We start from the raw sequence: 23,883 nt of genomic DNA on the forward strand, positions 1-23,883 counted from the left end.
CTCCGCCAGCGGAACCTCCCGCCAGCGCCGGCCGTCCCGCCGCTCGAAGCGGACCTGGTCCGTCGCGGCGTGCTCGGGCGCGTAGCCGCCGTCGTCGTCCGCGGCCGGCTCGTGGTGGAAGCAGGCCCGCCACTCGCCGTCGCCGAACTCGGCCCGCGCCTTCCCGCCGTAGCCGCCGTCGTGCCGGCCGAGGAAGTTGGCCTGCCAGCCGCGTTCCTTGAACAGCGCGTAGAGCTGCAGGTAGTGGACGATGTGGGCGGCGAACCGGTTGGAGTAGACGCCGGTCTCCTCCTCCGCCGGAGTGAGCAGGTAGAGCTCCCGGAAGGCCTGTTTGAACGGCTGCCGCAGCCGCTCGGCGACGAGCCGCTCCCGCCACGCCCTGATGTCGTCCGTCGACGCCCGGATCGGATGCCACAACCGGACGCGCTCAGGCCGGCCGGGCGGCTCGGCCATCGGTGCCACCGCACGCCACTCCCCGTCGGCATCCTCGACGTCCTGGAACTCCCAGATCAGACCGCGGACGAGAACCCCGGTGACCGGATGGTCGCGGTAGTAGCGGCACCACTCGTCGTACGGCCATTCGCGCCCGGCCGACATCAGCGCCTCTACGCGGGCCCGCTCACCCGACAGCGTCCCCCGCACCTCCTTGGCCAGGGCCTTCAACTCCTTTAGCTCGTCCGGGAAGCCGTCCTTCACTGCCGCCGGAGCCGTGCGGGACGTCCCCCCGTCGGGGCGCGTGAAGGTGAGCCGCACGGTCGCCGCGTCCTCGACCGCCACCCGTACCCGGTGTCCGCCCAACTCCCGTTCCAGCGAGCCGTCCGGCGCCAGGCCGTGGTCCGGCACGCTGCGCTCGATGAGCTGCTCCGCCGTGATCCCCTGCTTCCCGGCTGCCGTCACCAGCGCGGTGCCGAGCTGCTTGCGCAGAGCCCGGTGCTTGATCCGGGACTGCAACCGCCACAGGGCCTCCAGAGAGGCCGGATCGCCTGTCTCGGCCAGCGCGTTGATCGCCGCGCCCGCGAGCTTGAGGTCCGCGGTCACGCCGGCTGCGAGGCCGCCGGTCCGCAGAGCGAGCGCGCCGAGGTGCTGCACCACGGCCGCGCCGCCGGTCAGCGCGGCCGCCCATACGATGCCGCGCGCCAGGTCCCCGTCGTTCTGGTGGACGACGTAGTGGTAGTGGTAGTCGCCGTGGAGCCAGCCGGTGTGCGCACCGCTTCCCCTGCTGCACAGCGGATCGTCCTCGGCCAGCGCCCGCAGGACGTCGGCCACGAGGTCCCGCGCCGACGCCGCGTCCGCGAGTTCGAGGCACGTCCGCCGCCACCTCTGCGCGGGACGCGGCCCCGACAGGCTCGCCAAGTGCCGTACGAATCGCGCCAGTTCTGGCGTTGGTGAAGTCTTCGCACGGTCGCTCAGCGGGGAGGCCCAGGGAGCGTCGGCGGGGATCAGTCCCTCGGGGATGTGCGCCTCGTCCACGCTCGCGAGCAGCGCGCGGAGGCGCTGGGCGAGCGACGCGCGCAGGCGCGCCTCGACAGTGGTGTCCATGAGCTCCGTGTGTGCGTGCCGCAGCCAGGGCATGACCGCACGGCGGCCATCGGCGTCGAGCTGCACGGCGGCGTTCAGCACGAGCCCCAGCGAATCGGCGAACCAAAAAACCATGTCGTACTCGGTGGCGCGGAGCAGCATCACCGCGACCTCGTCGGGCGTCCAGCCGCGCACCCGCGAGATCAGGGGACCGATCTCGGCGTCGTACTGCCAAAAGCTCGCGTCGTCGCAGCAGGCGGCCAGCATGAGGCACAGGACCGCGGCCCTGCCCTCCTCGTCCGCGCAGGCCGCGAGCCGCCCGTCGATCTCGGCCTGGGTCGCCGCGTCCGCCGCCCTGGAACGCCGGTAATCGTGCCCCATGGACTGCCGGAACTCGGTGCGCTGACGTTCCAGGAGGTCGACGAGCCAGCGGACGCGGCCGAGCGCGGCGGACCTCACGTCGTCGAGCGAGTCGTTCCTACGGGATTCGGCCACCAAGGCGTCGTACAGCATGGCGGGATGATGGCAGAGGGCACTGACAACACGATCAACCCAAAGGATCGTCGTACCTGTTCATGTGGTCTCCGGGTCCAACCACCGGCGGCCGAAGGTGGTCCACGCACAACGACGCGGGGGCCGCGTAGAGACGCACGGTCGCAATATCCTCACGAAACCGGCCGGGAACCCGATCCGTAAGGGCGCCCGCGTGTTCTTGCCGTGCTCGCCCTCCCTGAAGCGTGACGGGCAGGTGAATTCAATCGAAAATCGCAGGTCGCTGCCGCTGTCCCCACCGTGAAAGGGTCGGACGCACTTCTGTGCCGCAGGCAACCAAGCATCTGCCCCATGGGTCACGCATGGCGAAAGGATCCACAACTGCCTCATGGAGGTTATGTAATGTCCTCTCGCCTCGTCAGCCGCCGGGTGTTACGCGCCTTATCGGGTCTGACGCCGGTTCTCGGCTTGGGGCTGGCCGTTCCGATCGCCCTGGCCGGCACGGTCGACACGGCCGGCGCCGCGGAGCCGACGGCCACCGCCGCAGTGAACGAGTACGGCTGGCACCTCACCTACACAGCCGCCCCCGGCCAGGCCAACCAGGTGGCCATCACCCAGTCGTTCACCAGCGACCGCACACAGTTCACCTATGTGATCGACGACGTCGTCCCGATCAACGCCGGGAACCGCTGCGGCTACCCCGACAGCGCGGACAACACCAAGATCTCCTGCACGGTCGAGGCCCCTGAGAGCCAGTCCCCGCTCGGCTCCATGGAGATGGACCTCGCCGACGGCGACGACACCGTCTCCCTCGACAACGCGACCGACCAGATCTACTACTTCAACACCATCGAGCTCGGCGACGGCAACGACAAGGGGACGAGCGACACCGGCAGGCGAGTCGACGGCAGCAGCGTCCTCGGCGGCGCGGGCGACGACATCATCACGGTGGGCACGTACGGGTACGCCGGGGGCGGTGACGGCGACGACACGTTCGACGCGGGCGGCGAAGGCGGAGTCGTGAATGCCGACGCGGGCGACGACGTGCTCCACGGCGGCGAGAGCGACCAGCTGCTGCGAGGCGACGACGGCAACGACACGGTCTACGGCGGGGACGGCGACGACGAGCTGTACGGCGGCAGGGGCAACGACGTCCTGCACGGAAACAGCGGAGCTGACCGGATGTGGGGCAACAGCGGCGACGACGAGCTGTACGGCGGGCCCGGCACGGACACGCTCTCCGGCGGCCCGGGCAACAACATCGTCCGTCAGGACTGACGGTTCTCACCGTCCGGGGAGCTGCACGGTCACTCGTGCAGTTCCCCGGACGCGGCGGCCGACCGCGGCGGACCGTCACCGTCCGGTAAGCAGCCCTCGCCGGCACATGGACGTGTAGAGGTCTGCGACGGTGAGGTTGTGGACGACGGACTGTTGTCACGCACCGACGACTGCGGAAACGGTAGTGATCGGGGTCATTGGCGAACACCAGGCACCGGCAGGCATATCACCCTGGAGGCCAGGGAGTTCCTTGTGCGTCATGCAGAGGAGCCGGGCGCAGATGTTCGCCGTGTGCGGTCCCGCCCGGCGATGGCCTCGGCGACCTCTTGGATGGCGCCACGAAGAAGGTCACCGTAGGGATCCTGAGGAAGGTCGGGAGCCTGCTCTGTGGCCGCGTTGATGTGCTCGGTGGCGGCTTCGAAAGACCCGAGCCGGCGGTAGTTGTCGGCAAGGTTGAGGTGCAGGGAGGGGTAGAAGCCGGCGATGTGAAGGCTGGCGTGGTGCTCCTGAACGCGCTGCTCGGTCACCGCGTCGGCAGCGTCCAGGGCCCGGACGTCCCAGGCCAGGGCCTGGGCGGGATCTTCGTAGAGATCTGCCAGGTAGTGAGCGAGGGAGCAACGGTGCAGCGGGTCGCCGGTGACACCGATCGCGGACCACAGACCCAGGAGTTTGTGGCGGGCGGAAGCGATATCACCGGCTCGGCCTTCGGTGACGGCTTCGCCGATGGCTTTCATGGTCGGGTCGGGGCTGGCGGGTGCGGCGGTCATGGAGTGTCCTCGTCGTCGTGCTCAGGCGGAGTGGTCGGACTTGATGGGCATGGCCAGGGTGGTGAGATCGCCTCGGTCGGCGGAGCGGATCGTGACGGGCTGGTCGTGTCCCCTCAGGTCGAGCATCACGTCGGGGCCGATCGCGGTGCTCACGGCGGGATAGAGCGTGGTCACCTTGAACCAGATCTGGAGGGCCTGCCCCGTCGCGGTAGCTGGGAGCGGGACGTCAGGGTGTTCGGCATCCGCTGACACGACCTTCGTCCCGTGGTCGGTGACGTGCAGCGAGATGCGCTCGCAGGGGTGTTCTTCCAGGGCACGCAGGAGCAGATCCTTCGAAACCGTCACACGGGTGGTGACCCTGCCCAGTGACGCGAGCATCAGCCGATAGTCGGGGAACTCCTCGGGCAGCAACCGGCAATGCCGGTCCTCCCGGCCTGCCACACGCAGCCAGATCCCGTGCGGCACCACTTCGACTCGCACCAGCGCGCTACGGCGGATCTCGGCGACCGCGGCCCGCAGTTCGTCGCCGTCGACCGTGCCGGCCCACGTCTGCCTCGGTGGTTCAGTCGGTACCAGGGTTCGTGTGGAGAGTCGGTAGCGGTCAGTCGCGGTCAGGGCGACCGCTTCTTGACTCGCCTCGATACGCAGGCCGGCGAGCACCGGCATCCCCGGCTCATGTGCGGTCGCGGTCAAGACTTGCTCCACCGCATCCGCCAGGACGGGACCCTTCAGCACCGTAATCGGAAGACTTGGCACGTCGCCGAGCGCGGACTTGATGACAGCCGCCTTCTGCTGCGCCGCTACCGCGTCCCCAACGACCTTCGCGACATGCTCATCGAGCAGCCGGGATGCCTCGTCAGCCCCGGCGTCGAGGACCGCCTCGACAGCAGCGAGGGGCATGGCAATCTCGCGGAGCCGACGCAGCGCGGTCGCCCGCGCCACCTGGTCGGCGCTGTAGTAGCGGTAGCCCGAGACCGGGTCGACCTCGGCAGGGGGCAGCAGTCCGGAGTCGGCGTAGAACCGCAACGCGCTCGAGGTCAGACCACTGCGTTGGGCAAAGACCCCGATCGGCATCAACTCAGAATGTGGCACCCCGCCATCATTGAGCTTCAACCAACTCGAAGGTCAACACCGACGAATGGCGCCACCCACCTCATGGCCGGCACCAACTAGAGCCCGTCCTGCCGATCATGTGGTCCAGATGACGGTCGAACGGGCCAGGTACATGTTGGTGGTGCCTCAGTGCTGGACCAGGCCGCCGACCGGGACGGGAGCGACGTGGCCGGTTGCCGGAACGGTCTGCGCCAGGGCGAGACCGATGTCGACCAGCGATGACCGGCGCAGGCAAGCGACGTCGGGGATCGGAGTCCAGACCGACTCGGCGATTTCGCCGTTCGGCTCAGGCCGGAGTTGGCCGGCGGTGATACGGACCTGGTAGAAGATGCCGACATTCTGGTGCTCGACTCCCGCACGCGCGGCAACTGCGGGGATCACCCTCGAGTCCACGCCCAGCAGGCGCTCGACCACCGCGTCGCAGCCGGTCTCCTCAGCGACCTCCCGGATCACCGCGTCGAACGGATCCTCCCCGTGCTCGACCCGACCGCCCGGAAGAGTCCAGTTACTCTCGCCCTTCGGCGGTACGAAACGGGCGAGCAGCACCCGCCCGCCCTCGATGCACACGGCGTACGCCGCCAGCCGGAAACTCATCCCCACACCTCCACCGGAACTGATCCAGCAACGGTACGGATAACCAGGGATGACAAGGTGACGACGTATCAGATGATCCAACACGGGGAACAGCGACGGGGTAGCCCCCGAAGGGGCTGACCCCATAAACATGGTGGGCCTGGAACCGCGCGCCGCACACAGCGCCGTGCCGGCCAAGGAGAGCGAACCGACGCAACGTCCCAGACCTACGGATTCTTCGCGCCTGGAGACGGCCGACCGGCACTACACGTTGAAGCGGAACTCCACCACATCCCCGTCCTGCATCACATAGTCCTTCCCCTCCATGCGGGCCTTGCCCTTGGCGCGGGCCTCGGTGACCGAGCCCGTTTCGACCAGGTCGGCGAAGGAGATGACCTCGGCCTTGATGAAGCCCTTCTGGAAGTCGGTGTGGATGGCGCCGGCGGCCTCCGGGGCGGTGGCGCCCTTCTTGATGGTCCAGGCGCGGGATTCCTTGGGGCCGGCCGTGAGGTAGGTCTGGAGGCCGAGGGTGTCGAAGCCGACGCGGGCGAGGGTGGCGAGGCCGGGCTCGTCGACGCCGACGGTCTGGAGGAGCTCCAGGGCCTCCTCCTCGTCGAGCTCGGCGAGGTCCGCCTCCAGCTTGGCGTTGAGGAAGATCGCCTCGGCCGGGGCGACCAGGGCGCGCTGCTCGGCCTTGAAGGCCTCGTCGACCAGTTCGTCCTCGTCCACGTTGAAGACGTAGAGGAACGGCTTGGTAGTGAGCAGGTGCAGGTCGTGGAGGAGGGCCTCCTGATCCGAGTCCTGCTTGATGCCCGCGGCGAACAGGGTCTGGCCCGCGTCCAGGATCTCCTTGGCCGCCTCGACGGCGGCGACCTTCGGCGCGACGTCCTTCTTGATGCGCGATTCCTTCTGGAGCCGCGGCAGGACCTTCTCGATGGTCTGCAGGTCCGCGAGGATCAGCTCGGTGTTGATCGTCTCGATGTCGTCCTTGGGCGAGATCTTGCCGTCGACGTGGACGACGTTCTCGTCCTTAAAGGCACGGATGACCTGGCAGATCGCGTCGGACTCACGGATGTTCGCGAGGAACTTGTTGCCCAGGCCCTCGCCCTCGCTCGCACCGCGCACGATGCCCGCGATGTCGACGAAGTCGACGGTGGCGGGGAGGATCTTCTGCGAGGAGAAGATCTCGGCCAGCTTCGACAGGCGGGTGTCAGGAACGCCGACCACACCCACGTTCGGCTCGATCGTGGCGAACGGGTAGTTGGCCGCCAGCACGTCGTTCTTGGTCAGGGCGTTGAACAGGGTCGACTTGCCGACATTTGGCAGACCGACGATTCCGATCGTGAGCGACACGTTGCGACTTCCCGTACGTGAGGTTGGGGACTGGGGCTGGGTGGGGCCCGGGTCCTTCTGCGTGATGCCTGGGTGGTGCCTGTGGAGCCTGCGGAGCCTGTGTGGTGCGCGGGCCGATCCCACCAGTCTGCGGGCCGACCCGCCAGGCTGCGGACCGATCCACCAGTCTACGGCGTGCGCGCACCCACCCAGGCGACGTAGCGAACGCGTGACCAAGGTCGGTGAAAGGGCGTGTCTCAGGGGCCATTCCCCACATAACCCGACCTAAGTTGGACCAGTGGAGCAACCCAGAACGCGCCCCCCTCAAGCCCGGCCGCGACGCGGCGCGCCCCTTCCGCCACAGGCCGGGCGGGGTGGAGCCCGCACACCCCGGCAGGCCCGCCCCGACGTGCCCCGGAGCACGTCGCCGCTGTCGCGAGTGGTGCGGGCGGTACGCAGGATGCCGAACCCCCGGCTCACCGGCCTGGGCAGCGGGGTGTTCTGCACCGCGTCGATGTTCGCGCTCGCCTGTCTCGACTGGCTGCTCTTCGGGGGCTCCGTCACCGTCTACGGCGTGCTGTTCCTGCCGGTCTGCGCGCTGACCGCTCTCTGGGTACGCCGGGCCGACCTCGTCACCGCGGTCGTCGCCATTCCCATCGCGTTCGCCATCGGTCTGCTGCCCATCGCCGACAGTGACGGAGGGTTCACGGGGCGGCTGATGAATCTGGTCACGGTTCTCGCGATGCACGCCGGCTGGCTGTACGGCGGCACGCTGATCGCCGGCCTCATCGTGACCGTTCGCAAGGTGCGCCTCATGAGCCGACGGGCGGCGCAACGCCGGGCCGCCGCACAGGCGGCCGCGCAGGCCGCGCACACCGCGCAGGCCGCCCCACAGCCTCCGACCCGGCAGAAGCCGCCGGCCCAGCCGAGGCGCCGCACCGCCTGAGGCGCGCCGTCGCTACCCTTCCTTCGCCGCCCTCATCGCCGCACCCACGATCCCCGCGTTGTTCTGCAGCCGGGCCGGCACGATCTCCGCCTTGATGTCCTCGATCAGGTGCAGGAACTTGTGCGACTTGCGGCTGACCCCGCCCCCGATGATGAACAGCTCGGGTGAGAAGAGCATCTCCACGTGCGCCAGGTACTTCCTGACGCGCCGGGCCCAGTGCTCCCAGCTCAGCTCGTGGTCGTCCTTGGCCTTGGTGGAGGCGTGCTTCTCGGCGTCGCGGCCGTCGAGTTCGAGGTGGCCCAACTCCGTGTTCGGCACGAGGACGCCGTCCATGAAGAGCGCGCTGCCTATGCCCGTGCCGAAGGTGAGGACGATGACCGTGCCCCGGCGGTCACGCCCCGCACCGAACTGCATCTCGGCCACGCCCGCCGCGTCCGCGTCGTTCACGATCGTCACCGGGAGCCCGTCGAGCCGCTCGGAGAGCAGAGCGCTCGCGTCGACATCGACCCAGCCCTTGTCCACATTGGCGGCCGTGCGGATGGTGGCGCCGCCGGTGACCACACCCGGGAAGGTGATTCCGACCGGGCCCGTCCAGCCGAAGTGGCCGACGACCTCCTTCACGCCGTCCGCCACCGCGTCGGGTGTCGAGGGCTGCGGCGTGAGCACCTTGTAACGCTCGTCCGCCAGGTCGCCCCGGTCCAGGTCCACGGGAGCGCCCTTGATCCCCGATCCACCGATGTCCACGCCGAAGATGTGCATGGCTCCACGTTACGTCGTACGACTGACAGTTACTTCTCGGTGGTGCGCTCCGCCACCAGGGCGGCCGCCTCCTCGCGAAGGTCGCGACGCAGTTCCTTGGGAAGCGAGAAGGTGATGGACTCGTCAGCGGCCTTGACGATCTCAACGTCCTCGAAGCCCCGAGCGGAGAGGAACTCCAGGACCTGCTCGACCAGTACCTCCGGTACGGACGCACCCGACGTCACCCCGACCGTCGTCACACCCTCCAGCCAGGCCTCGTCGATCTCGTCCGCGAAGTCCACGAGGTACGCGTCGCGCGCGCCGGCGAGCTTGGCGACCTCCACGAGCCGCTTGGAGTTGGAGGAGTTGCGCGAGCCGACCACGATGACCAGGTCGGCCTCGGCGCCCATCTGCTTCACCGCGAGCTGACGGTTCTGCGTGGCGTAGCAGATGTCGTCGCTGGGCGGGGAGATGAGCTGCGGGAACTTCTCCTTCAAGGCGTCGACCGTCTCCATGGTCTCGTCCACGGACAGGGTGGTCTGGGAGAGCCAGACGACCTTGGACGGGTCGCGGACCTCGACGTCCGCGACGTCCTTGGGGCCGTCGACGAGCGTGATGTGGTCGGGCGCCTCTCCGGAGGTACCGATGACCTCCTCGTGGCCCTCGTGACCGATCAGGAGGATGTCGAAGTCCTCCTGGGCGAACCGGACGGCTTCCTTGTGCACCTTGGTGACCAGCGGGCAGGTGGCGTCGATGGTGGCGAGCTTGCCCTGGGCGGCCTCTTCATGGACGACGGGCGCGACGCCGTGCGCCGAGAACATGACGATCGCGCCCTCGGGGACCTCCGCCGTCTGCTCGACGAAGATCGCCCCCTTCTTTTCCAGGGTCTGCACGACGTATTTGTTGTGGACGATCTCGTGGCGGACATAGATCGGGGCCCCGTACTGCTCGAGGGCCTTCTCGACGGCGATCACGGCGCGGTCCACACCCGCGCAATAGCCACGGGGGGCGGCGAGCAGGACACGGCGGCCAGTTGAAGCAGTCATGCGAACCATCGTAAGGCCGCGCCCGGACGGTCGAAGATCGCCGCCGCCGTCCGCGCCTCTCCACCCCGCCTCTCCGGGGCTCCTCCCCAGGCCCGGGCCGGGGCCCCGGCCTGGGGAAGTCCGCGTTGTCGGTACCGGCCGTTACGCTCGGGCGCATGGCTGTGAACACGTCCGCAGACGCGCCCATGCCCGTGGGCGAGGTGTCGCGGCTCATCGGGGGATGGATCGACCGGCTCGGCGCCGTGTGGGTCGAGGGGCAGATCACCCAGCTGTCGCGGCGTCCCGGCGCGGGCGTCGTCTTCATGACGCTGCGCGACCCGTCGTACGACATCTCCTTGAGCGTCACCTGCTACCGGCAGGTGTTCGACGCGGTGGCCGATGTGGTGAGCGAGGGCGCGCGCGTGGTCGTCCACGCGAAGCCGGAGTGGTACGCGCCACGCGGGCAGCTGTCGCTGCGGGCCGCCGAGATAAAGCCGGTGGGGATCGGTGAACTGCTCGCCCGCCTGGAGCAGTTGAAGAAGTCGCTGGCGAGCGAGGGCCTGTTCGCGCCCGAGCGCAAGAAGGCGCTGCCCTTCCTGCCCCAGCTCATCGGCCTGGTCTGCGGACGTGCCTCGGCGGCCGAGCGGGACGTGCTGGAGAACGCTCGGCACCGCTGGCCCGCCGTCCGCTTCGAGGTGCGCAACGTCGCCGTGCAGGGGGTGCACGCGGTGCCGCAGGTCGTCCAGGCCGTGAAGGAGCTGGACGTGTTCGAGGACGTGGACGTGATCATCGTGGCCCGCGGCGGCGGCAGCGTGGAAGACCTGCTGCCGTTCTCGGACGAGCAGCTCGTACGGGCGGTCGCGTCCTGTCGTACGCCGGTGGTGTCGGCGATCGGGCATGAGCCGGACAACCCGCTGCTGGACTATGTGGCCGACCTGCGTGCCTCCACACCGACCGACGCCGCCAAGAAGGTCGTGCCGGATGTCGGCGAGGAGTTCGAGCGGGTCCGGTTCCTGCGGGACCGGGCTCGGCGCTGCGTCCTGTCCTTCATCGAGCGTGAGGAGCGCGGGCTCGCCCACGCGCTGGCCAGGCCCTCGATAGAGGACCCGCACCGCATGGTCGCCGAGCGCGAGGAGCAGATCGGCTCGCTGCTCGACCGCGGCCGGCGCTGCCTGGGGCATCACCTCGACCGTGCCGAGTCGGAGCTGACGCACACGCACGCGCGCGTGGTGGCCCTCTCCCCCGCCGCGACCCTCCAGCGTGGCTACGCGGTCCTGCAGAAGGCCGACGGCCACGTGGTCCGGGCCCCGGACGAGGTCACCGCGGACGAGCCGCTGCGGGCGCGGGTCGCCGAGGGCGAGTTCACAGTTCGAGCGGATGCATAGGGTGGGCTCATGACCAGCAAAGTGGACGAGGCGCTCGGGTACGAGCAGGCGCGGGACGAGCTGATCGAGGTCGTACGTCGCCTGGAGGCGGGAGGCACGACCCTCGAGGAGTCCCTCGCTCTCTGGGAGCGCGGCGAGGAACTGGCGAAGGTGTGCCGCCGCTGGCTGGAGGGGGCGCGCAAGCGGCTGGACGCGGCGCTGGCCGAGGAGGAGGGAGCGGAGACGGCGAAGAGCGAGGACGACTCCTCCGCGTAGGCGGCCTCGCCCTCTCACGAACCCTCACGAGCCACGAGCCGCGAGCCCTCAGACCCCTCAAGGGTTGTGAAGTGGGACACCATCATCCACTTTTGGTTGAAGCTTAAACATATTCGGGGTTACTGTCGTCACCACCAGCCGGCCACCGTTGCCGCCGGACCCACCGCACCACCCGGAGAAGGTTTCCCCATGTCCCTCGTTCTTGACCCCGCCGCCCAGGACCTGCTCTTCCGCGAGGCCCGCACCGCCAACACGTTCACCGACGAGCCGGTGACCGAGGAGCAGGTGCAGGCGATCTACGACCTGGTCAAGTACGGCCCCACCGCCTTCAACCAGTCCCCGCTGCGCATCACCCTGGTCCGCTCCGCCGAGGCCCGTGAGCGCCTGGTGCAGCACATGGCCGAGGGCAACCAGCCGAAGACGGCCACCGCCCCGCTCGTCGCGATCCTCTCCGCGGACAACGAGTTCCACGAGGAGCTCCCGCACCTCTTCCCGCACTTCCCGCAGGCCAAGGACGTGTTCTTCGCCGAGCGCCCGGCCCGCGAGGGTGCCGCCTCCCTGAACGCCGCACTGCAGGCCGCCTACTTCATCATCGGTGTCCGCGCCGCCGGCCTGGCCGCCGGTCCCATGACGGGCTTCGACTTCACGGGCGTCCAGAAGGAGTTCCTGGACGACGACCACACCCCGCTGATGGTGGTCAACATCGGCAAGCCTGCCGACGACGCCTGGTTCCCGCGCTCCCCGCGCCTCGAGGCCGACCAGGTCATCTCGACGGTCTGAGCCGGACAGGGCATCCGAGCCCGGCCGGACATACACGCAGGAGGAGGGCCCCGGCAGCACGCCGGGGCCCTCCTCCTGTGTGTGCGACGTCTTCGCGGACCGCTCAGGACGCCTTCAGGGCCTCAGCCATCTTCCGCAGCTGCGCGAAGGACGCCGTACCCGCCACCACGGTGGTCGCGCCCTTCTCCTGCAGGACCAGGGCGTCGTACTTCGTGCCCTCGTACCGCTTCCAGGTCTGCTCGCCGATGCGCTGCGTGTCGCCCGTGTCCTCGGCGCCCTGACTGGCGTCCTCGATGAATGTGACGGGCTTCTGGGTGGACTGCTCGACCGCCACGTAGGCACCGTCGGGGTCGTGGAAGCCGAGGTGCCAGGCGTCGAAGTCGTCGCCCTGGAACCGCACCGACGTCGCCTTCCACGTCTTGGGCAGGCCCTCGGGCGCCGCCACCGGATAGGGGGCCGCGCGCCGTGCCGTGAGGAGCTCCACGCGGTAGTCCACCCGTTTGAGAGGGGGCGCCGAGTCGTCATGGGGAATGAAGACGTAGATGACTCCCGCGACGATGCCGATCAGGCCCAAGGAAAGAACCATGTCCCGGACCGTCTGCTTGCCTTTCGTACCTGCCACGCCCCCATCGTCGCAGGTGTACTGGTCTGCTCATCCGTGGGGCCCCCTGCTCATTTTGTCGGACTGAGGATAGAGTCGGCCCGAACCCTCCTCCGGTCGCCCACCGTCTCCCGCCACCGCTCTTCAAGGACGGGTCTGCGGGCGCAGTTTTGTCTCGTATCAGAAAGGTGCCCTCCGATGACCGAGCATCACTTGCCGTCCGAACTCGAGGTCCCGTCCGAGGCCCCCGACCGCAACCTCGCCCTGGAACTCGTCCGGGTCACCGAAGCCGCCGCGATGGCCGCGGGCCGCTGGGTCGGCCGCGGCGACAAGAACGGCGCGGACGGAGCCGCCGTACGGGCCATGCGAACCCTCGTCTCCACCGTCTCGATGAACGGCGTCGTCGTCATCGGGGAGGGCGAGAAGGACGAGGCCCCGATGCTCTTCAACGGAGAGCGCGTCGGCGACGGGACCGGCCCCGAATGCGACATCGCCGTCGACCCGATCGACGGCACCACGCTGACCGCGAAGGGCATGACGAACGCGATCGCCGTGCTGGCCGCCGCCGACCGCGGCACCATGTTCGACCCGTCCGCGGTCTTCTACATGGACAAGCTGGTCACCGGCCCCGAGGCCGCCGACTTCGTCGACATCAACGCGCCCGTGTCCGTGAACATCCGCCGGGTCGCCAAGGCGAAGCGGTCCACGCCCGAGGACGTCACGGTCGTCATCCTCGACCGGCCGCGCCACGACGGCATCATCAAGGAGATCCGGGAGACCGGCGCGCGCATCAAGCTGATCTCCGACGGCGATGTCGCGGGCTCGATCCTCGCCCTGCGCGAGGGAACCGGCATCGACCTGCTGCTGGGCATCGGCGGTACGCCGGAGGGCATCATCTCGGCCTGTGCGGTCAAGTGCCTGGGCGGCACCATCCAGGGCAAGTTGTGGCCCAAGGACGACGAGGAGCGGCAGCGGGCCGTCGACGCGGGCCACGACCTCAGCCGCGTCCTGTTCACGGACGATCTGGTCTCCGGTGAGAACGTCTTCTTCGTGGCGACCGGCATCACGGACGGCGAGTTGCTGCGCGGGGTGCGCTATCGCGCCGAGACGGCCACGACCGACTCGATCGTCATGCGCTCCAAGTCCGGTACGGTGCGCCAGATCAACTCCGAGCACCGGCTGAGCAAGCTGCGCGCCTACAGCACCATCGACTTCGACCGCGCGAAGTAGGCAAGCGGGCACGGCACTGCCGACCGGAGACAGACTTTGTCCGTGTACGTGAATGGGGCGCCCCTTGTGCGGAGGGGCGCCCCATTCGTCTGCCGGCTATCCGGCGGCGGCTATCGGGCTCGCGGCGGAGCGGGCGGCCTTCTTGAGTTCGAGGTCGCGGCGGCGCCGGCGGGCCAGGACCACACGGCGCTCGGCGGCGGTGAGCCCGCCCCATACGCCGTACGGCTCCGGTTGCACCAGCGCGTGTTCGCGGCATTCGACCATCACGGGGCAGCGCGCGCAGACCCGCTTCGCCGCGTCCTCGCGGGACAGGCGGGCCGCGGTCGGCTCCTTGGAAGGTGCGAAGAACAGGCCGGCCTCGTCGCGGCGGCACACAGCCTCCGTGTGCCAAGGGGCGTCCTGATCCCTGTCACGCACCGGTACCCCCTGGGGCGGAACGGCAGCGACCTGCAGGGACTGATGCGGCGGATGCAGCACGGTCTACTCCTGACGACGGCTTCGGGAGCGAGCGACGATGCGCAAGGCCTACCCGCTGTGCGCGGGCCTATGCACTGAGTTCCGAAGCACGGGAGTTCCCGGGGGCGTCCGGCCCGATCCAGCCGGACCAAACCCCTTCACATCGCGTCGAATTCGCAACCGTCAATGCCCGAGGTGTTTGCGCATCTGACCGTGCACCCGGTCGCTGATCCGGTCGAGGAGATCCTCAATCATCTTGCCCCGTTTGGGCTTTGCCTCGATGCTTCCCAATATGCCCAGTCCGTCCACATAGACCACGGGCGCGTCCTGCTCGCCCGAATCCAGCGTGGACACCTCGAAACTGCCCAGCACCCCGGCGCCGTTGCCCCGCAGCGAGACGTTCTCCGGGACGCGGATCTCCACGCTGCCGAAGATCGCGACCGCCTTGATCACGACTTGGCGGTGCTCGAAGATCGCCTCGCTGAGGTCTATCTCCACGCTGCCGAAGATCGCGTACGCGTGCGTGCGACGGCCTACTCGCCAACGCCCCTTGCGTACCGCCGAACTGAAGACCGCCGCCACGTTCTCGTCGGCCACCGGGGGGACCGCCCCCGGGGCGGGGTGGTTCGGCGCCGGCTCGTACGCCCGCGTGCCGCCGGCCCCATGTGCGCCGGGCAGGTCGCGAACGAGTGGCTCCAGCTCGCCGACGGTCTTGGCACGGAAGACCCCCTCGACGCGCTCGGCGTGCTCCTCCGCGGTGATGCGGCCCTCGGCGAGGGCGTCGCGCAGGATGTCGGCGGTGCGGTCGCGGTCCGCGTCGGAGCAACGCAGCTCGGTAGCCGCCACGGGCTTCCGGTCGGTGGTCGCGGGCTGCCGGTCGGGCTTTTCCCCATCGCCCGTGGGGCGCTTCTGAAGGTCCACGGCCACAGCGTACCCAAACGCGATAGATCGCGACTACCCCTTGACGTGCCCTCGGAAAACCCACCGAAGATTCGCCCAGGCACTGGAACTGAGCCTTACCTCACAAGCCCCGCCGAGCGGCCAGGTTCTACGCTGGTGGGCGCTGCCAACGGAGGCCAGCTGCCATCTGTCGAGTGAGGAATGGGCGAGATGCCTGAGTTCGCGTACACCGATCTGCTCCCCCAGGGAGAGGACACCACCCCGTACCGGTTGGTGACCTCCGAGGGTGTCTCCACCTTCGAGGCCGACGGGCGCACGTTCCTCAAGGTCGAGCCGGAGGCGCTGCGCAAGCTCGCCGAGGAGGCCATCCACGACATCCAGCACTACCTGCGCCCGGCCCATCTCGCGCAGCTGCGCCGCATCATCGACGACCCCGAGGCCTCGTCGAACGACAAGTTCGTGGCGCTCGACCTCCTGAAGAACGCGAACATCGCCGCCGCGGGCGTGCTGCCCATGTGCCAGGACACCGGCACGGCGATCGTGATGGGCAAGCGCGGGCAGAACGTGCTCACCGAGGGCGGCGACGAGGCCTCCCTCTCGCGCGGCATCTACGACGCCTACAAGAACCTGAACCTGCGCTACTCGCAGATGGCTCCGCTGACCATGTGGGAGGAGAAGAACACCGGTTCCAACCTCCCGGCGCAGATCGAGCTGTACGCGACGGACGGCGGCGCGTACAAGTTCCTGTTCATGGCCAAGGGCGGCGGCTCGGCCAACAAGTCGTTCCTCTACCAGGAGACGAAGGCGGTCCTCAACGAGGCTTCGATGATGAAGTTCCTCGAGGAGAAGATCCGTTCGCTGGGTACGGCCGCCTGTCCGCCGTACCACCTGGCGATCGTCGTCGGCGGTACGAGCGCGGAATACGCCCTGAAGACCGCGAAGTACGCGTCCGCGCACTACCTGGACGAGGTCCCGGCCGAGGGCTCCGCGCTGGGCCACGGCTTCCGGGACAAGGACCTGGAGCAGAAGGTCTTCGAGCTGACGCAGAAGATCGGGATCGGCGCGCAGTTCGGCGGCAAGTACTTCTGCCATGACGTGCGTGTGGTCCGCCTCCCGCGGCACGGCGCGTCCTGCCCGGTGGCGATCGCCGTCTCCTGCTCGGCCGACCGCCAGGCGGTGGCGAAGATCACGGCGGAGGGCGTCTTCCTGGAGCAGCTGGAGACGGACCCGGCGCGGTTCCTGCCGGAGACGACGGACGAGCACCTGGAGCAGGACGGGGACGTCGTACGCATCGACCTCAACCAGCCGATGGACGACATCCTCGCCGAGCTGACGAAGTACCCGGTCAAGACCCGGCTGTCCCTGTCCGGTCCGCTGGTCGTGGCGCGCGACATCGCGCACGCCAAGATCAAGGAGCGGCTGGACGCGGGTGAGGAGATGCCGCAGTACCTGAAGGACCACCCGGTGTACTACGCCGGCCCGGCGAAGACTCCCGAGGGGTACGCGTCCGGTTCGTTCGGTCCGACGACGGCCGGGCGGATGGACTCCTACGTGGAGCAGTTCCAGGCGGCGGGCGGCTCCAAGGTCATGCTGGCCAAGGGCAACCGCAGCAAGCAGGTCACGGACGCCTGTGACGCCCACGGCGGCTTCTATCTCGGCTCCATCGGCGGGCCGGCCGCCCGGCTCGCCCAGGACTGCATCAAGAAGGTCGAGGTCGTCGAGTACGAGGAGCTCGGCATGGAGGCCGTCTGGAAGATCGAGGTCGAGGACTTCCCGGCCTTCGTCGTGGTCGACGACAAGGGCAACGACTTCTTCAAGGACCCCGCGCCCGCGCCCACGTTCACGTCGATTCCGGTACGGGGGCCGGGGCTGGCGTAGTGCGTTTCGGGGCGGCGGGGAGGGGTCTCGCCCCCGCCGCCCCTACCCGTCCCATCCCTGGGGCTGCGCCCGCAGACCCCCCTGTCGGCCTTACGGCCTCGTCCTCAAACGCCGGACGGGCTGAGTGGCAACGCCTCGGCGGACGGCTGACGACCGCGACCGGCAGCGAAGTCGCCCGAGAATCCATCGGGGCAGCGACGCGATGAGGCACCACGGCTCCGCCGAGTGGGGGGCATCGGAGCCCGTCGGGAACACCATCAACGCCTCGCGTGCTGTCAGAGCTGGAGGTGATCGGCGCATGACCGAAGAGAACGCGACCGGGGACTACCGGATCGAGCACGACTCCATGGGAGAGGTCCGGGTCCCGGCGGACGCCAAGTGGCGGGCGCAGACCCAGCGGGCGGTGGAGAACTTCCCCGTCTCGGGGCAGCGCATCGAACGCGCCCACATCGAGGCCCTCGCCCGCATCAAGGGCGCCGCAGCCAAGATCAACGCACGGCTCGGGGTGCTCGACAAGGACGTCGCCGAGGCGATTCAGGAAGCGGCGGAAGAGGTCGCGCGGGGCCGGTGGGACGCGCACTTCCCCGTCGACGTGTTCCAGACCGGCTCCGGCACCTCCTCCAACATGAACACCAACGAGGTCGTCGCCACGCTCGCGACGGAGCGGCTCGGCAGGGACGTACACCCCAATGACCATGTGAACGCGTCCCAGTCGTCCAACGACGTCTTCCCCTCGTCCATCCACATCGCGGCCACGGCCGCCGTCACACGCGACCTCGTGCCCGCCCTGGAGCATCTGGCCACGTCCCTGGAGCGCAAGGCCGAGGAGTTCGCCGACGTCGTGAAGTCCGGGCGTACGCATCTCATGGACGCGACACCCGTGACGTTGGGCCAGGAGTTCGGCGGATACGCGGCGCAGGTGCGCTACGGCATCGAGCGGCTCAGCGCCACACTGCCCCGGCTGGCCGAACTGCCGCTGGGCGGAACGGCCGTAGGCACCGGCATCAACACCCCGCCCGGTTTCTCCGCCGCCGTGATCGCCGAGGTGGCCCGGACCACCGGGCTCCCGCTCACCGAGGCGCGCAACCACTTCGAGGCGCAGGGGGCGCGGGACGGGATCGTCGAGACGAGCGGGCAGCTGCGCACGATCGCGGTCGGGCTGACCAAGATCGCGAACGATCTGCGGTGGATGGCCTCGGGCCCCCGCACCGGGCTCGCCGAGATCAACCTGCCCGACCTCCAGCCCGGCTCGTCGATCATGCCGGGCAAGGTGAATCCGGTCATTCCCGAGGCCGTCCTCATGGTCGCCGCCCAGGTGACCGGAAACGACGCCACCGTCGCGGCGGCGGGCGCGGCCGGGAACTTCGAGCTCAATGTGATGCTTCCGGTCATCGCGAAGAACATCCTGGAGTCCGTACGCCTCCTCGCGAGCGTCTCGCGGCTGCTCGCCGACCGGACCGTCGACGGGATCACCGCGAACCGCGAACGGGCCCGTGAGTACGCCGAGTCGTCACCGTCCGTGGTGACACCACTCAACAAGTACATCGGGTACGAGGAGGCCGCGAAGGTGGCCAAAAAGGCACTGGCGGAGCGGAAGACGATCCGCCAGGTCGTCCTGGAGTCCGGGTACGTCGACCGGGGCGACCTCACCCTCGGGCAACTGGACGAGGCGCTGGATGTCCTGCGGATGACGCGCCCGTAACAGGATCGGGCGCCCGGCGCGAACCGTGACGCGCGCCGCAGCGTCGTATGCCGTGGACACCTAATATCTGGTCATGGCAGAGGGTGGAGCGGTGACAGACGTGGAAGCGGGCGGAGCGGCGGACTTCTGGACCCCCGGGAGTCAGATCCTGTGGCGGTACCGGGAGAACGGCGGCGAGCACGTCCACATCTGCCGTCCCGTGACCGTCGTGCGGGACGACGACGAGCTCCTCGCCGTGTGGATGGCGCCCGGCACCGAGTGTGTGAAGCCGGTGCTCGCCGACGGCACCCCCGTCCATGTGGAGCCGCTGGAGTCCCGCTATACCAAGCTACGTACGGTGCAGCGCGACCGCTGGTTCGGCACGGGCGTGCTGAAGCTGGCCCGGCCCGGTGAGCCGTGGTCGGTGTGGCTGTTCTGGGAGCCCGGCTGGCAGTTCAAGAACTGGTACGTCAACTTGGAAGAACCGATGGTCAGATGGGCCGGCGGAGTCGACTCCGAGGACCACTTCCTGGACATCTCCGTGTATCCGGACCGAACTTGGGGCTGGCGCGACGAGGACGAGTTCGCGCAAGCTCAACGGGATGGTCTGATGGATGTGCAACTGGCCACACGGGTAAGGGAAGCGGGGCGGTCCGCGGTGGAGGTGATCCGGGCCTGGGGCCCGCCGTTCTCGGACGGCTGGGAGCGCTGGCGCCCGGATCCGGCCTGGTCCGTACCCGCACTCCCGGACGACTGGGACCGTACGATCGCGCACGTGTCCACATGAGACCCTGGTTGCGCGCCCGTGGTACAACCGTAGGATCGTCCTCCGCAACGTAATCACAGTCGGCGCGCAGCGCCGTCGTTGAGGGGTGGTGGCCGGGTGGCGGGCGGGAGCGCAACAGCAACAACTCCCGCGGCATGCGCTGGGCTTGACCGAACGTCACCGAGGGGCGGCAGGACGTGAGCGAGGGGTACGAGGACTACGGCGGCCGTAGGGACCGGAGGCAGCGCAACGGGCTGTCCCCGTCGGCGTCGACCGGGGCCGGCCCTGAGAGGCTGTCTGACCACGCGAGAATTCCGTTCCTGGGACACGTATTCCGGGTATCGGGTTCTCTGCGGGACGAACCGCACGCACGGCGCGCAGCCCCGGACGGATGGATTCGACACGCGTGACGGAGCACCCCACCTCCCACGAGCGCCGCCAGCCAAGCGCTGCCCGGCCCACCGCCCCCGCGGACCCCCGCGGGGCGCTTCTGCGTACTCCGGAGCCGCCGCTGGGCTCCGCCCCGTTACCAGCACAGGGCCCCCTGGGCTCCCCCGCTCCCGCCGAAGCCCGCTCCGCCGCCACCGGCACCCCGGCGGGCAGCCACGGCACCCCCGCGCCCTCCGACGGTCATGGACCGGCCGGTACGCCCGTACCCGCGGGCCCCGAGCACTCCCAGCCGTCGGCCGCCGAACCGGATCCGCACCGGCCGCGCCCCGCGCCGGAGAGCATTCCTGTGCAGCCGCAGTCGGGCGCTGAGCCGCCCGCCGGGCCGCCGTCCGGCCCGGACCGCCGTACCGGGCAGGGCACGGCGCCCGCCGGGCCCATGCCCATGCGGCGTGACGGCGACCGGCTGCGATTCGTGGGGGCCGCGACCCGGCGCATCGCGCGCGGCATCGATCTCGACGAGATCGTGATGGGTCTGTGCCGGGCCACCGTGCCGACCTTCTCGGACGCGATCCTGGTCTATCTGCGCGATCCGCTGCCGGTCGGCGACGAGCGGCCCACCGGACCCGTCGTGCTGCGGCTGCGGCGTACGGACCGGATCCCGGAGGACCGGGACACCGATGGTTTCCTGCTGCCCTCGCTCCAGCCCGAGCCGGATATCGGCGTCACCGCCGAGCTGTGCCAGGTGCGGCCCGGCGGCGCGCTCAACGAGGTGCTGCGCGGGGTGCGTCCCGTCTTCGCGGACGCGCCCGCGGCGCGTGCCGCGCTGCCCGAGCTGATCGGCGAGGAACTGACGGTGCCGGGCGGTCAGCGTGCGATCCTCGCCCCGCTGCGCGGCCGCAGGCGCGTGATCGGCGCGGCGCTCTTCCTGCGCCGCCCCGACCGGGAGGCCTTCGAGAGCGACGACCTCCTCGTCGCGGCCCAGCTCGCCACACACAGCGCGCTCGGCATCGACAAGGCGGTGCTGTACGGCCGAGAGGCATACATCGCCGACGAGCTGCAGCGCACCATGCTGCCCGAGACGCTGCCACGCCCCACGGGTGTGCGGCTCGCCTCGCGCTACCTCCCGGCGGCCGAGACGGCCCGGGTCGGCGGCGACTGGTACGACGCGATTCCGCTGCCCGGCAGCCGGGTCGCCCTGGTCGTGGGCGATGTGATGGGTCACTCCATGACCTCGGCGGCCATCATGGGCCAGCTGCGCACGACCGCGCAGACCCTCGCCGGGCTCGACCTGCCGCCGCAGGAGGTGCTGCACCACCTCGACGAGCAGGCCCAGCGCCTGGGCACCGACCGCATGGCGACCTGTCTGTACGCGGTGTACGACCCGGTCGCCCACCGGATCACCATCGCCAACGCCGGCCATCCCCCGCCGGTCCTGCTGCACCTGGGCGGCCGGGCCGAGGTGCTGCGGGTGCCGCCGGGCGCCCCCATCGGCGTGGGCGGGGTGGACTTCGAGGCGGTCGAGCTGGACGCGCCCGCCGGGGCCACGCTGCTTCTCTACACGGACGGTCTGGTCGAGTCACGGCTGCGGGACGTGTGGACCGGAATAGAACAGCTGCGGGAAAAGCTCGCCGCCACCGCGCAGTTGACCGGTGCGGACCATCCGCCGCCTCTGGAGGCGCTGTGCGACGAGGTGCTCGACATGCTCGGTCCGGGCGACCGGGACGACGACATCGCGCTTCTCGCGGCCCGCTTCGACGGCATCGCGCCGAGCGACGTCGCGTACTGGCATCTGGACCCCGAGGACGCGGCTCCGGGCCGGGCCCGGCGGCTGGCGCGCCGCGCGCTGTCCCGCTGGGGTCTGGAGGAGCTGAGCGACTCCGTGGAGCTGCTCGTCAGCGAGGTCGTGACCAACGCCGTGCGCTATACGTCACGGCCCGTCACGCTGCGCCTGCTGCGGACCGACGTACTGCGCTGCGAGGTCGGCGACGATGTGCCGCAGCTGCCACGGCTGCGGCAGGCACGCGCCACGGACGAGGGCGGGCGCGGGCTCTACCTGGTGAACAAGATGGCCAGGCGGTGGGGTGCGACCCGGCTGAGTACGGGGAAGGTGGTGTGGTTCGAGCTGAACCGAGGGTGACCGCGCGACTGCTCTCGGAATTGAACCGAAATTAGACTCTGTCCAATGTTGCCCACGTGGCTTCGACGGAGTTGACTTGCTGAGGTGAGCGAAGCGACCTGACCCCACCCTCGTCATGATGGGAGGACGCTCGTGACCAAGGCACCGCATTCGGTCCCGTACACCACGAACAACGCCGGGATCCCGGTGGAGAGCGACGAACACTCACTGACCGTCGGCTCCAATGGTCCGATCCTGCTCCAGGACCACTACCTCATCGAGAAGATGGCCCAGTTCAACCGCGAACGGGTCCCCGAGCGGGTGGTCCACGCCAAGGGCAGTGGCGCGTACGGCACCTTCGAAGTCACCAACGACGTCAGCCAGTTCACCAAGGCCGACCTCTTCCAGCCCGGGAAGCGCACGGAGATGCTGGCGCGCTTCTCGACCGTCGCGGGTGAGCTGGGCTCCCCCGACACCTGGCGCGATCCCCGCGGCTTCGCGCTGAAGTTCTACACGGAGCACGGGAACTACGATCTCGTCGGCAACAACACGCCGATCTTCTTCGTCCGTGACCCGCAGAAGTTCCAGGACTTCATCCGCTCGCAGAAGCGCCGGCCCGACAACGGGCTGCGCGACAACAACATGCAGTGGGACTTCTGGACCCTGTCCCCCGAGTCCGCGCACATGGTGACGTGGCTGATGGGCGACCGGGGCATCCCGAAGACCTACCGCCACATGAACGGCTACTCGTCCCACACGTACATGTGGATCAACGGCGGCGGGGAGAAGTTCTGGGTCAAGTACCACATCAAGACGGACCAGGGCATCGACTTCCTTCCCCAGGCCGAGGCCGACCACCTCGCGGGCGCGGACGCCGATCTTCACCGCCGGGATCTGTTCCAGGCGATCGAGCGCGGGGACCACCCGTCGTGGACCATGCACGTCCAGGTGATGCCGTTCGAGGACGCCCCGGACTACCGCTTCAACCCGTTCGACCTGACCAAGGTGTGGCCGCACGGCGACTACCCACTGATCGAGGTCGGCCGGATGACGCTCAACGAGAACCCGGAGGACTACTTCATCCACATCGAGCAGGCCGCCTTCGAGCCGTCCAACATGGTGCCGGGCATCGGCCCGTCCCCGGACAAGATGCTCCTCGGCCGGCTCTTCTCGTACCCGGACACGCACCGCTACCGGATCGGCCCCAACTACGCCCAGCTGCCGCCGAACCGGCCGCGCTCGGCGGTCAACTCGTACGCCAAGGACGGCCCGATGCGCTACGAGGCCGCCAGGACCGGCGCGGTGTACGCGCCGAACTCGTACGGCGGCCCCGCCGCGGCCGTCGAGCAGTTCGGCGACATCGCCGGCTGGCAGACGGCGGGCGAGATGGTCCGTGAGGCGTATCGGCTGCACCGCGAGGACGACGATTTCGGCCAGCCGGGCACGATGGTCCGCCAGGTCCTCGACGACGCGGCCCGCGACCGGCTCGTCTCGAACGTCAGCGGGCACCTGAAGAACGGGGTGAGCCGCCCCGTCCAGGACCGCGCGCTCCAGTACTGGCGCAACATCGACAAGGAGATCGGTGACCGCATCGCCCTCAACGTGAACGGCGGCTGATCTCCTCGCCGCACCGCGGCCCCGCGCCCCTTGTGGGCGCGGGGCC

Annotated in this window: 20 protein-coding genes and 1 pseudogene; 11 read left to right on the forward strand and 10 right to left on the reverse strand. The window is 69.3% G+C overall.

What is annotated here, in order from left to right; all coding sequences use genetic code 11:
- A pseudogene (locus FGD71_RS50150) lies at positions 1 to 2,031 on the reverse strand (DUF4132 domain-containing protein); the annotation flags it as partial.
- A 381-nt stretch (positions 2,032 to 2,412) separates the two neighbouring features.
- Between FGD71_RS50150 and FGD71_RS14425 the strand changes: the two are divergent.
- On the forward strand, positions 2,413 to 3,288 hold the full coding sequence (locus tag FGD71_RS14425) for a calcium-binding protein (protein ID WP_119100839.1): 876 nt from the start codon (positions 2,413 to 2,415) through the stop codon (positions 3,286 to 3,288).
- A gap of 257 nt (positions 3,289 to 3,545) precedes the next feature.
- Here FGD71_RS14425 and FGD71_RS14430 read toward each other — a convergent pair whose 3' ends face one another.
- The 4 genes from FGD71_RS14430 to ychF all read right to left on the reverse strand — a co-directional run bounded on the left by FGD71_RS14430 (position 3,546) and on the right by ychF (position 7,094).
- Positions 3,546 to 4,055 carry a hypothetical protein gene (locus tag FGD71_RS14430; protein WP_119100840.1) on the reverse strand — a complete coding sequence of 170 codons (510 nt, stop codon included), beginning with the start codon at positions 4,053 to 4,055 and terminating at the stop codon, positions 3,546 to 3,548.
- 21 nt (positions 4,056 to 4,076) lie between these two features.
- Positions 4,077 to 5,147, reverse strand: a complete 1,071-nt coding sequence (locus FGD71_RS14435; RefSeq protein WP_119100841.1) for a DNA polymerase III subunit beta family protein — start codon at positions 5,145 to 5,147, stop codon at positions 4,077 to 4,079.
- 147 nt (positions 5,148 to 5,294) lie between these two features.
- A complete protein-coding gene (locus FGD71_RS14440; RefSeq protein ID WP_119100842.1) occupies positions 5,295 to 5,762 on the reverse strand; it encodes an NUDIX hydrolase in 468 nt (155 codons plus the stop codon).
- A 243-nt stretch (positions 5,763 to 6,005) separates the two neighbouring features.
- Complete coding sequence (gene ychF / locus FGD71_RS14445) at positions 6,006 to 7,094, reverse strand: redox-regulated ATPase YchF (RefSeq protein ID WP_119100843.1); 1,089 nt, start codon at positions 7,092 to 7,094, stop codon at positions 6,006 to 6,008.
- 439 nt (positions 7,095 to 7,533) lie between these two features.
- On the opposite strand from ychF, the gene FGD71_RS14450 reads away from it, so the two are divergent.
- Positions 7,534 to 8,019, forward strand: coding sequence for a DUF6542 domain-containing protein (locus FGD71_RS14450; RefSeq protein WP_420878289.1), 486 nt, complete (start codon positions 7,534 to 7,536; stop codon positions 8,017 to 8,019).
- A 12-nt stretch (positions 8,020 to 8,031) separates the two neighbouring features.
- On the opposite strand, the gene ppgK is transcribed toward FGD71_RS14450, so the two are convergent.
- Positions 8,032 to 8,778 carry a polyphosphate--glucose phosphotransferase gene (ppgK, locus tag FGD71_RS14455; RefSeq protein WP_119100845.1) on the reverse strand — a complete coding sequence of 249 codons (747 nt, stop codon included), beginning with the start codon at positions 8,776 to 8,778 and terminating at the stop codon, positions 8,032 to 8,034.
- Between the two features lie 29 nt (positions 8,779 to 8,807).
- Complete coding sequence (locus FGD71_RS14460; RefSeq protein WP_119100846.1) at positions 8,808 to 9,812, reverse strand: 4-hydroxy-3-methylbut-2-enyl diphosphate reductase; 1,005 nt, start codon at positions 9,810 to 9,812, stop codon at positions 8,808 to 8,810.
- A gap of 146 nt (positions 9,813 to 9,958) precedes the next feature.
- On the opposite strand from FGD71_RS14460, the gene xseA reads away from it, so the two are divergent.
- The 3 genes from xseA to FGD71_RS14475 all read left to right on the forward strand — a co-directional run bounded on the left by xseA (position 9,959) and on the right by FGD71_RS14475 (position 12,202).
- A complete protein-coding gene (xseA, locus tag FGD71_RS14465; RefSeq protein WP_119100861.1) occupies positions 9,959 to 11,167 on the forward strand; it encodes an exodeoxyribonuclease VII large subunit in 1,209 nt (402 codons plus the stop codon).
- A 9-nt stretch (positions 11,168 to 11,176) separates the two neighbouring features.
- The gene (locus FGD71_RS14470; protein ID WP_119100847.1) at positions 11,177 to 11,422 is read left to right on the forward strand and encodes an exodeoxyribonuclease VII small subunit; all 246 of its coding nucleotides are present in this window, start codon (positions 11,177 to 11,179) and stop codon (positions 11,420 to 11,422) included.
- Between the two features lie 189 nt (positions 11,423 to 11,611).
- Positions 11,612 to 12,202 carry a malonic semialdehyde reductase gene (locus FGD71_RS14475; protein ID WP_119100848.1) on the forward strand — a complete coding sequence of 197 codons (591 nt, stop codon included), beginning with the start codon at positions 11,612 to 11,614 and terminating at the stop codon, positions 12,200 to 12,202.
- Positions 12,203 to 12,305: 103 nt separating this feature from the next.
- Here the strand turns inward: FGD71_RS14475 and FGD71_RS14480 are convergent, their stop codons facing one another.
- Positions 12,306 to 12,824 carry a DUF4245 domain-containing protein gene (locus FGD71_RS14480; RefSeq protein ID WP_119100849.1) on the reverse strand — a complete coding sequence of 173 codons (519 nt, stop codon included), beginning with the start codon at positions 12,822 to 12,824 and terminating at the stop codon, positions 12,306 to 12,308.
- A gap of 177 nt (positions 12,825 to 13,001) precedes the next feature.
- On the opposite strand from FGD71_RS14480, the gene glpX reads away from it, so the two are divergent.
- On the forward strand, positions 13,002 to 14,033 hold the full coding sequence (glpX, locus tag FGD71_RS14485; RefSeq protein WP_119100850.1) for a class II fructose-bisphosphatase: 1,032 nt from the start codon (positions 13,002 to 13,004) through the stop codon (positions 14,031 to 14,033).
- Positions 14,034 to 14,129: 96 nt separating this feature from the next.
- Here the strand turns inward: glpX and FGD71_RS14490 are convergent, their stop codons facing one another.
- Together FGD71_RS14490 and FGD71_RS14495 are read right to left on the reverse strand one after the other, a co-directional pair.
- Positions 14,130 to 14,510 carry a WhiB family transcriptional regulator gene (locus tag FGD71_RS14490; protein ID WP_119100851.1) on the reverse strand — a complete coding sequence of 127 codons (381 nt, stop codon included), beginning with the start codon at positions 14,508 to 14,510 and terminating at the stop codon, positions 14,130 to 14,132.
- Positions 14,511 to 14,672: 162 nt separating this feature from the next.
- Complete coding sequence (locus tag FGD71_RS14495; protein WP_420878290.1) at positions 14,673 to 15,410, reverse strand: DUF1707 SHOCT-like domain-containing protein; 738 nt, start codon at positions 15,408 to 15,410, stop codon at positions 14,673 to 14,675.
- A gap of 189 nt (positions 15,411 to 15,599) precedes the next feature.
- Here FGD71_RS14495 and FGD71_RS14500 point away from each other — a divergent pair, with 189 nt between their 5' ends.
- The 5 genes from FGD71_RS14500 to FGD71_RS14520 all read left to right on the forward strand — a co-directional run bounded on the left by FGD71_RS14500 (position 15,600) and on the right by FGD71_RS14520 (position 23,837).
- Positions 15,600 to 17,267: a fumarate hydratase gene (locus FGD71_RS14500; protein ID WP_162931126.1), complete on the forward strand. Its 1,668-nt coding sequence runs from the start codon at positions 15,600 to 15,602 to the stop codon at positions 17,265 to 17,267.
- Between the two features lie 298 nt (positions 17,268 to 17,565).
- The gene (locus tag FGD71_RS14505) at positions 17,566 to 18,969 is read left to right on the forward strand and encodes a class II fumarate hydratase (RefSeq protein ID WP_119100853.1); all 1,404 of its coding nucleotides are present in this window, start codon (positions 17,566 to 17,568) and stop codon (positions 18,967 to 18,969) included.
- A 73-nt stretch (positions 18,970 to 19,042) separates the two neighbouring features.
- On the forward strand, positions 19,043 to 19,735 hold the full coding sequence (gene fomD / locus FGD71_RS14510) for a cytidylyl-2-hydroxypropylphosphonate hydrolase (RefSeq protein WP_119100854.1): 693 nt from the start codon (positions 19,043 to 19,045) through the stop codon (positions 19,733 to 19,735).
- A gap of 370 nt (positions 19,736 to 20,105) precedes the next feature.
- Positions 20,106 to 22,241 carry a SpoIIE family protein phosphatase gene (locus FGD71_RS14515; RefSeq protein WP_181359203.1) on the forward strand — a complete coding sequence of 712 codons (2,136 nt, stop codon included), beginning with the start codon at positions 20,106 to 20,108 and terminating at the stop codon, positions 22,239 to 22,241.
- Between the two features lie 132 nt (positions 22,242 to 22,373).
- A complete protein-coding gene (locus FGD71_RS14520; RefSeq protein WP_119100856.1) occupies positions 22,374 to 23,837 on the forward strand; it encodes a catalase in 1,464 nt (487 codons plus the stop codon).
- Positions 23,838 to 23,883 lie beyond the last annotated feature (46 nt).

The sequence above is a fragment of the Streptomyces sporangiiformans genome (assembly GCF_005768555.2).
GTDB lineage: Bacteria > Actinomycetota > Actinomycetes > Streptomycetales > Streptomycetaceae > Streptomyces > Streptomyces sporangiiformans.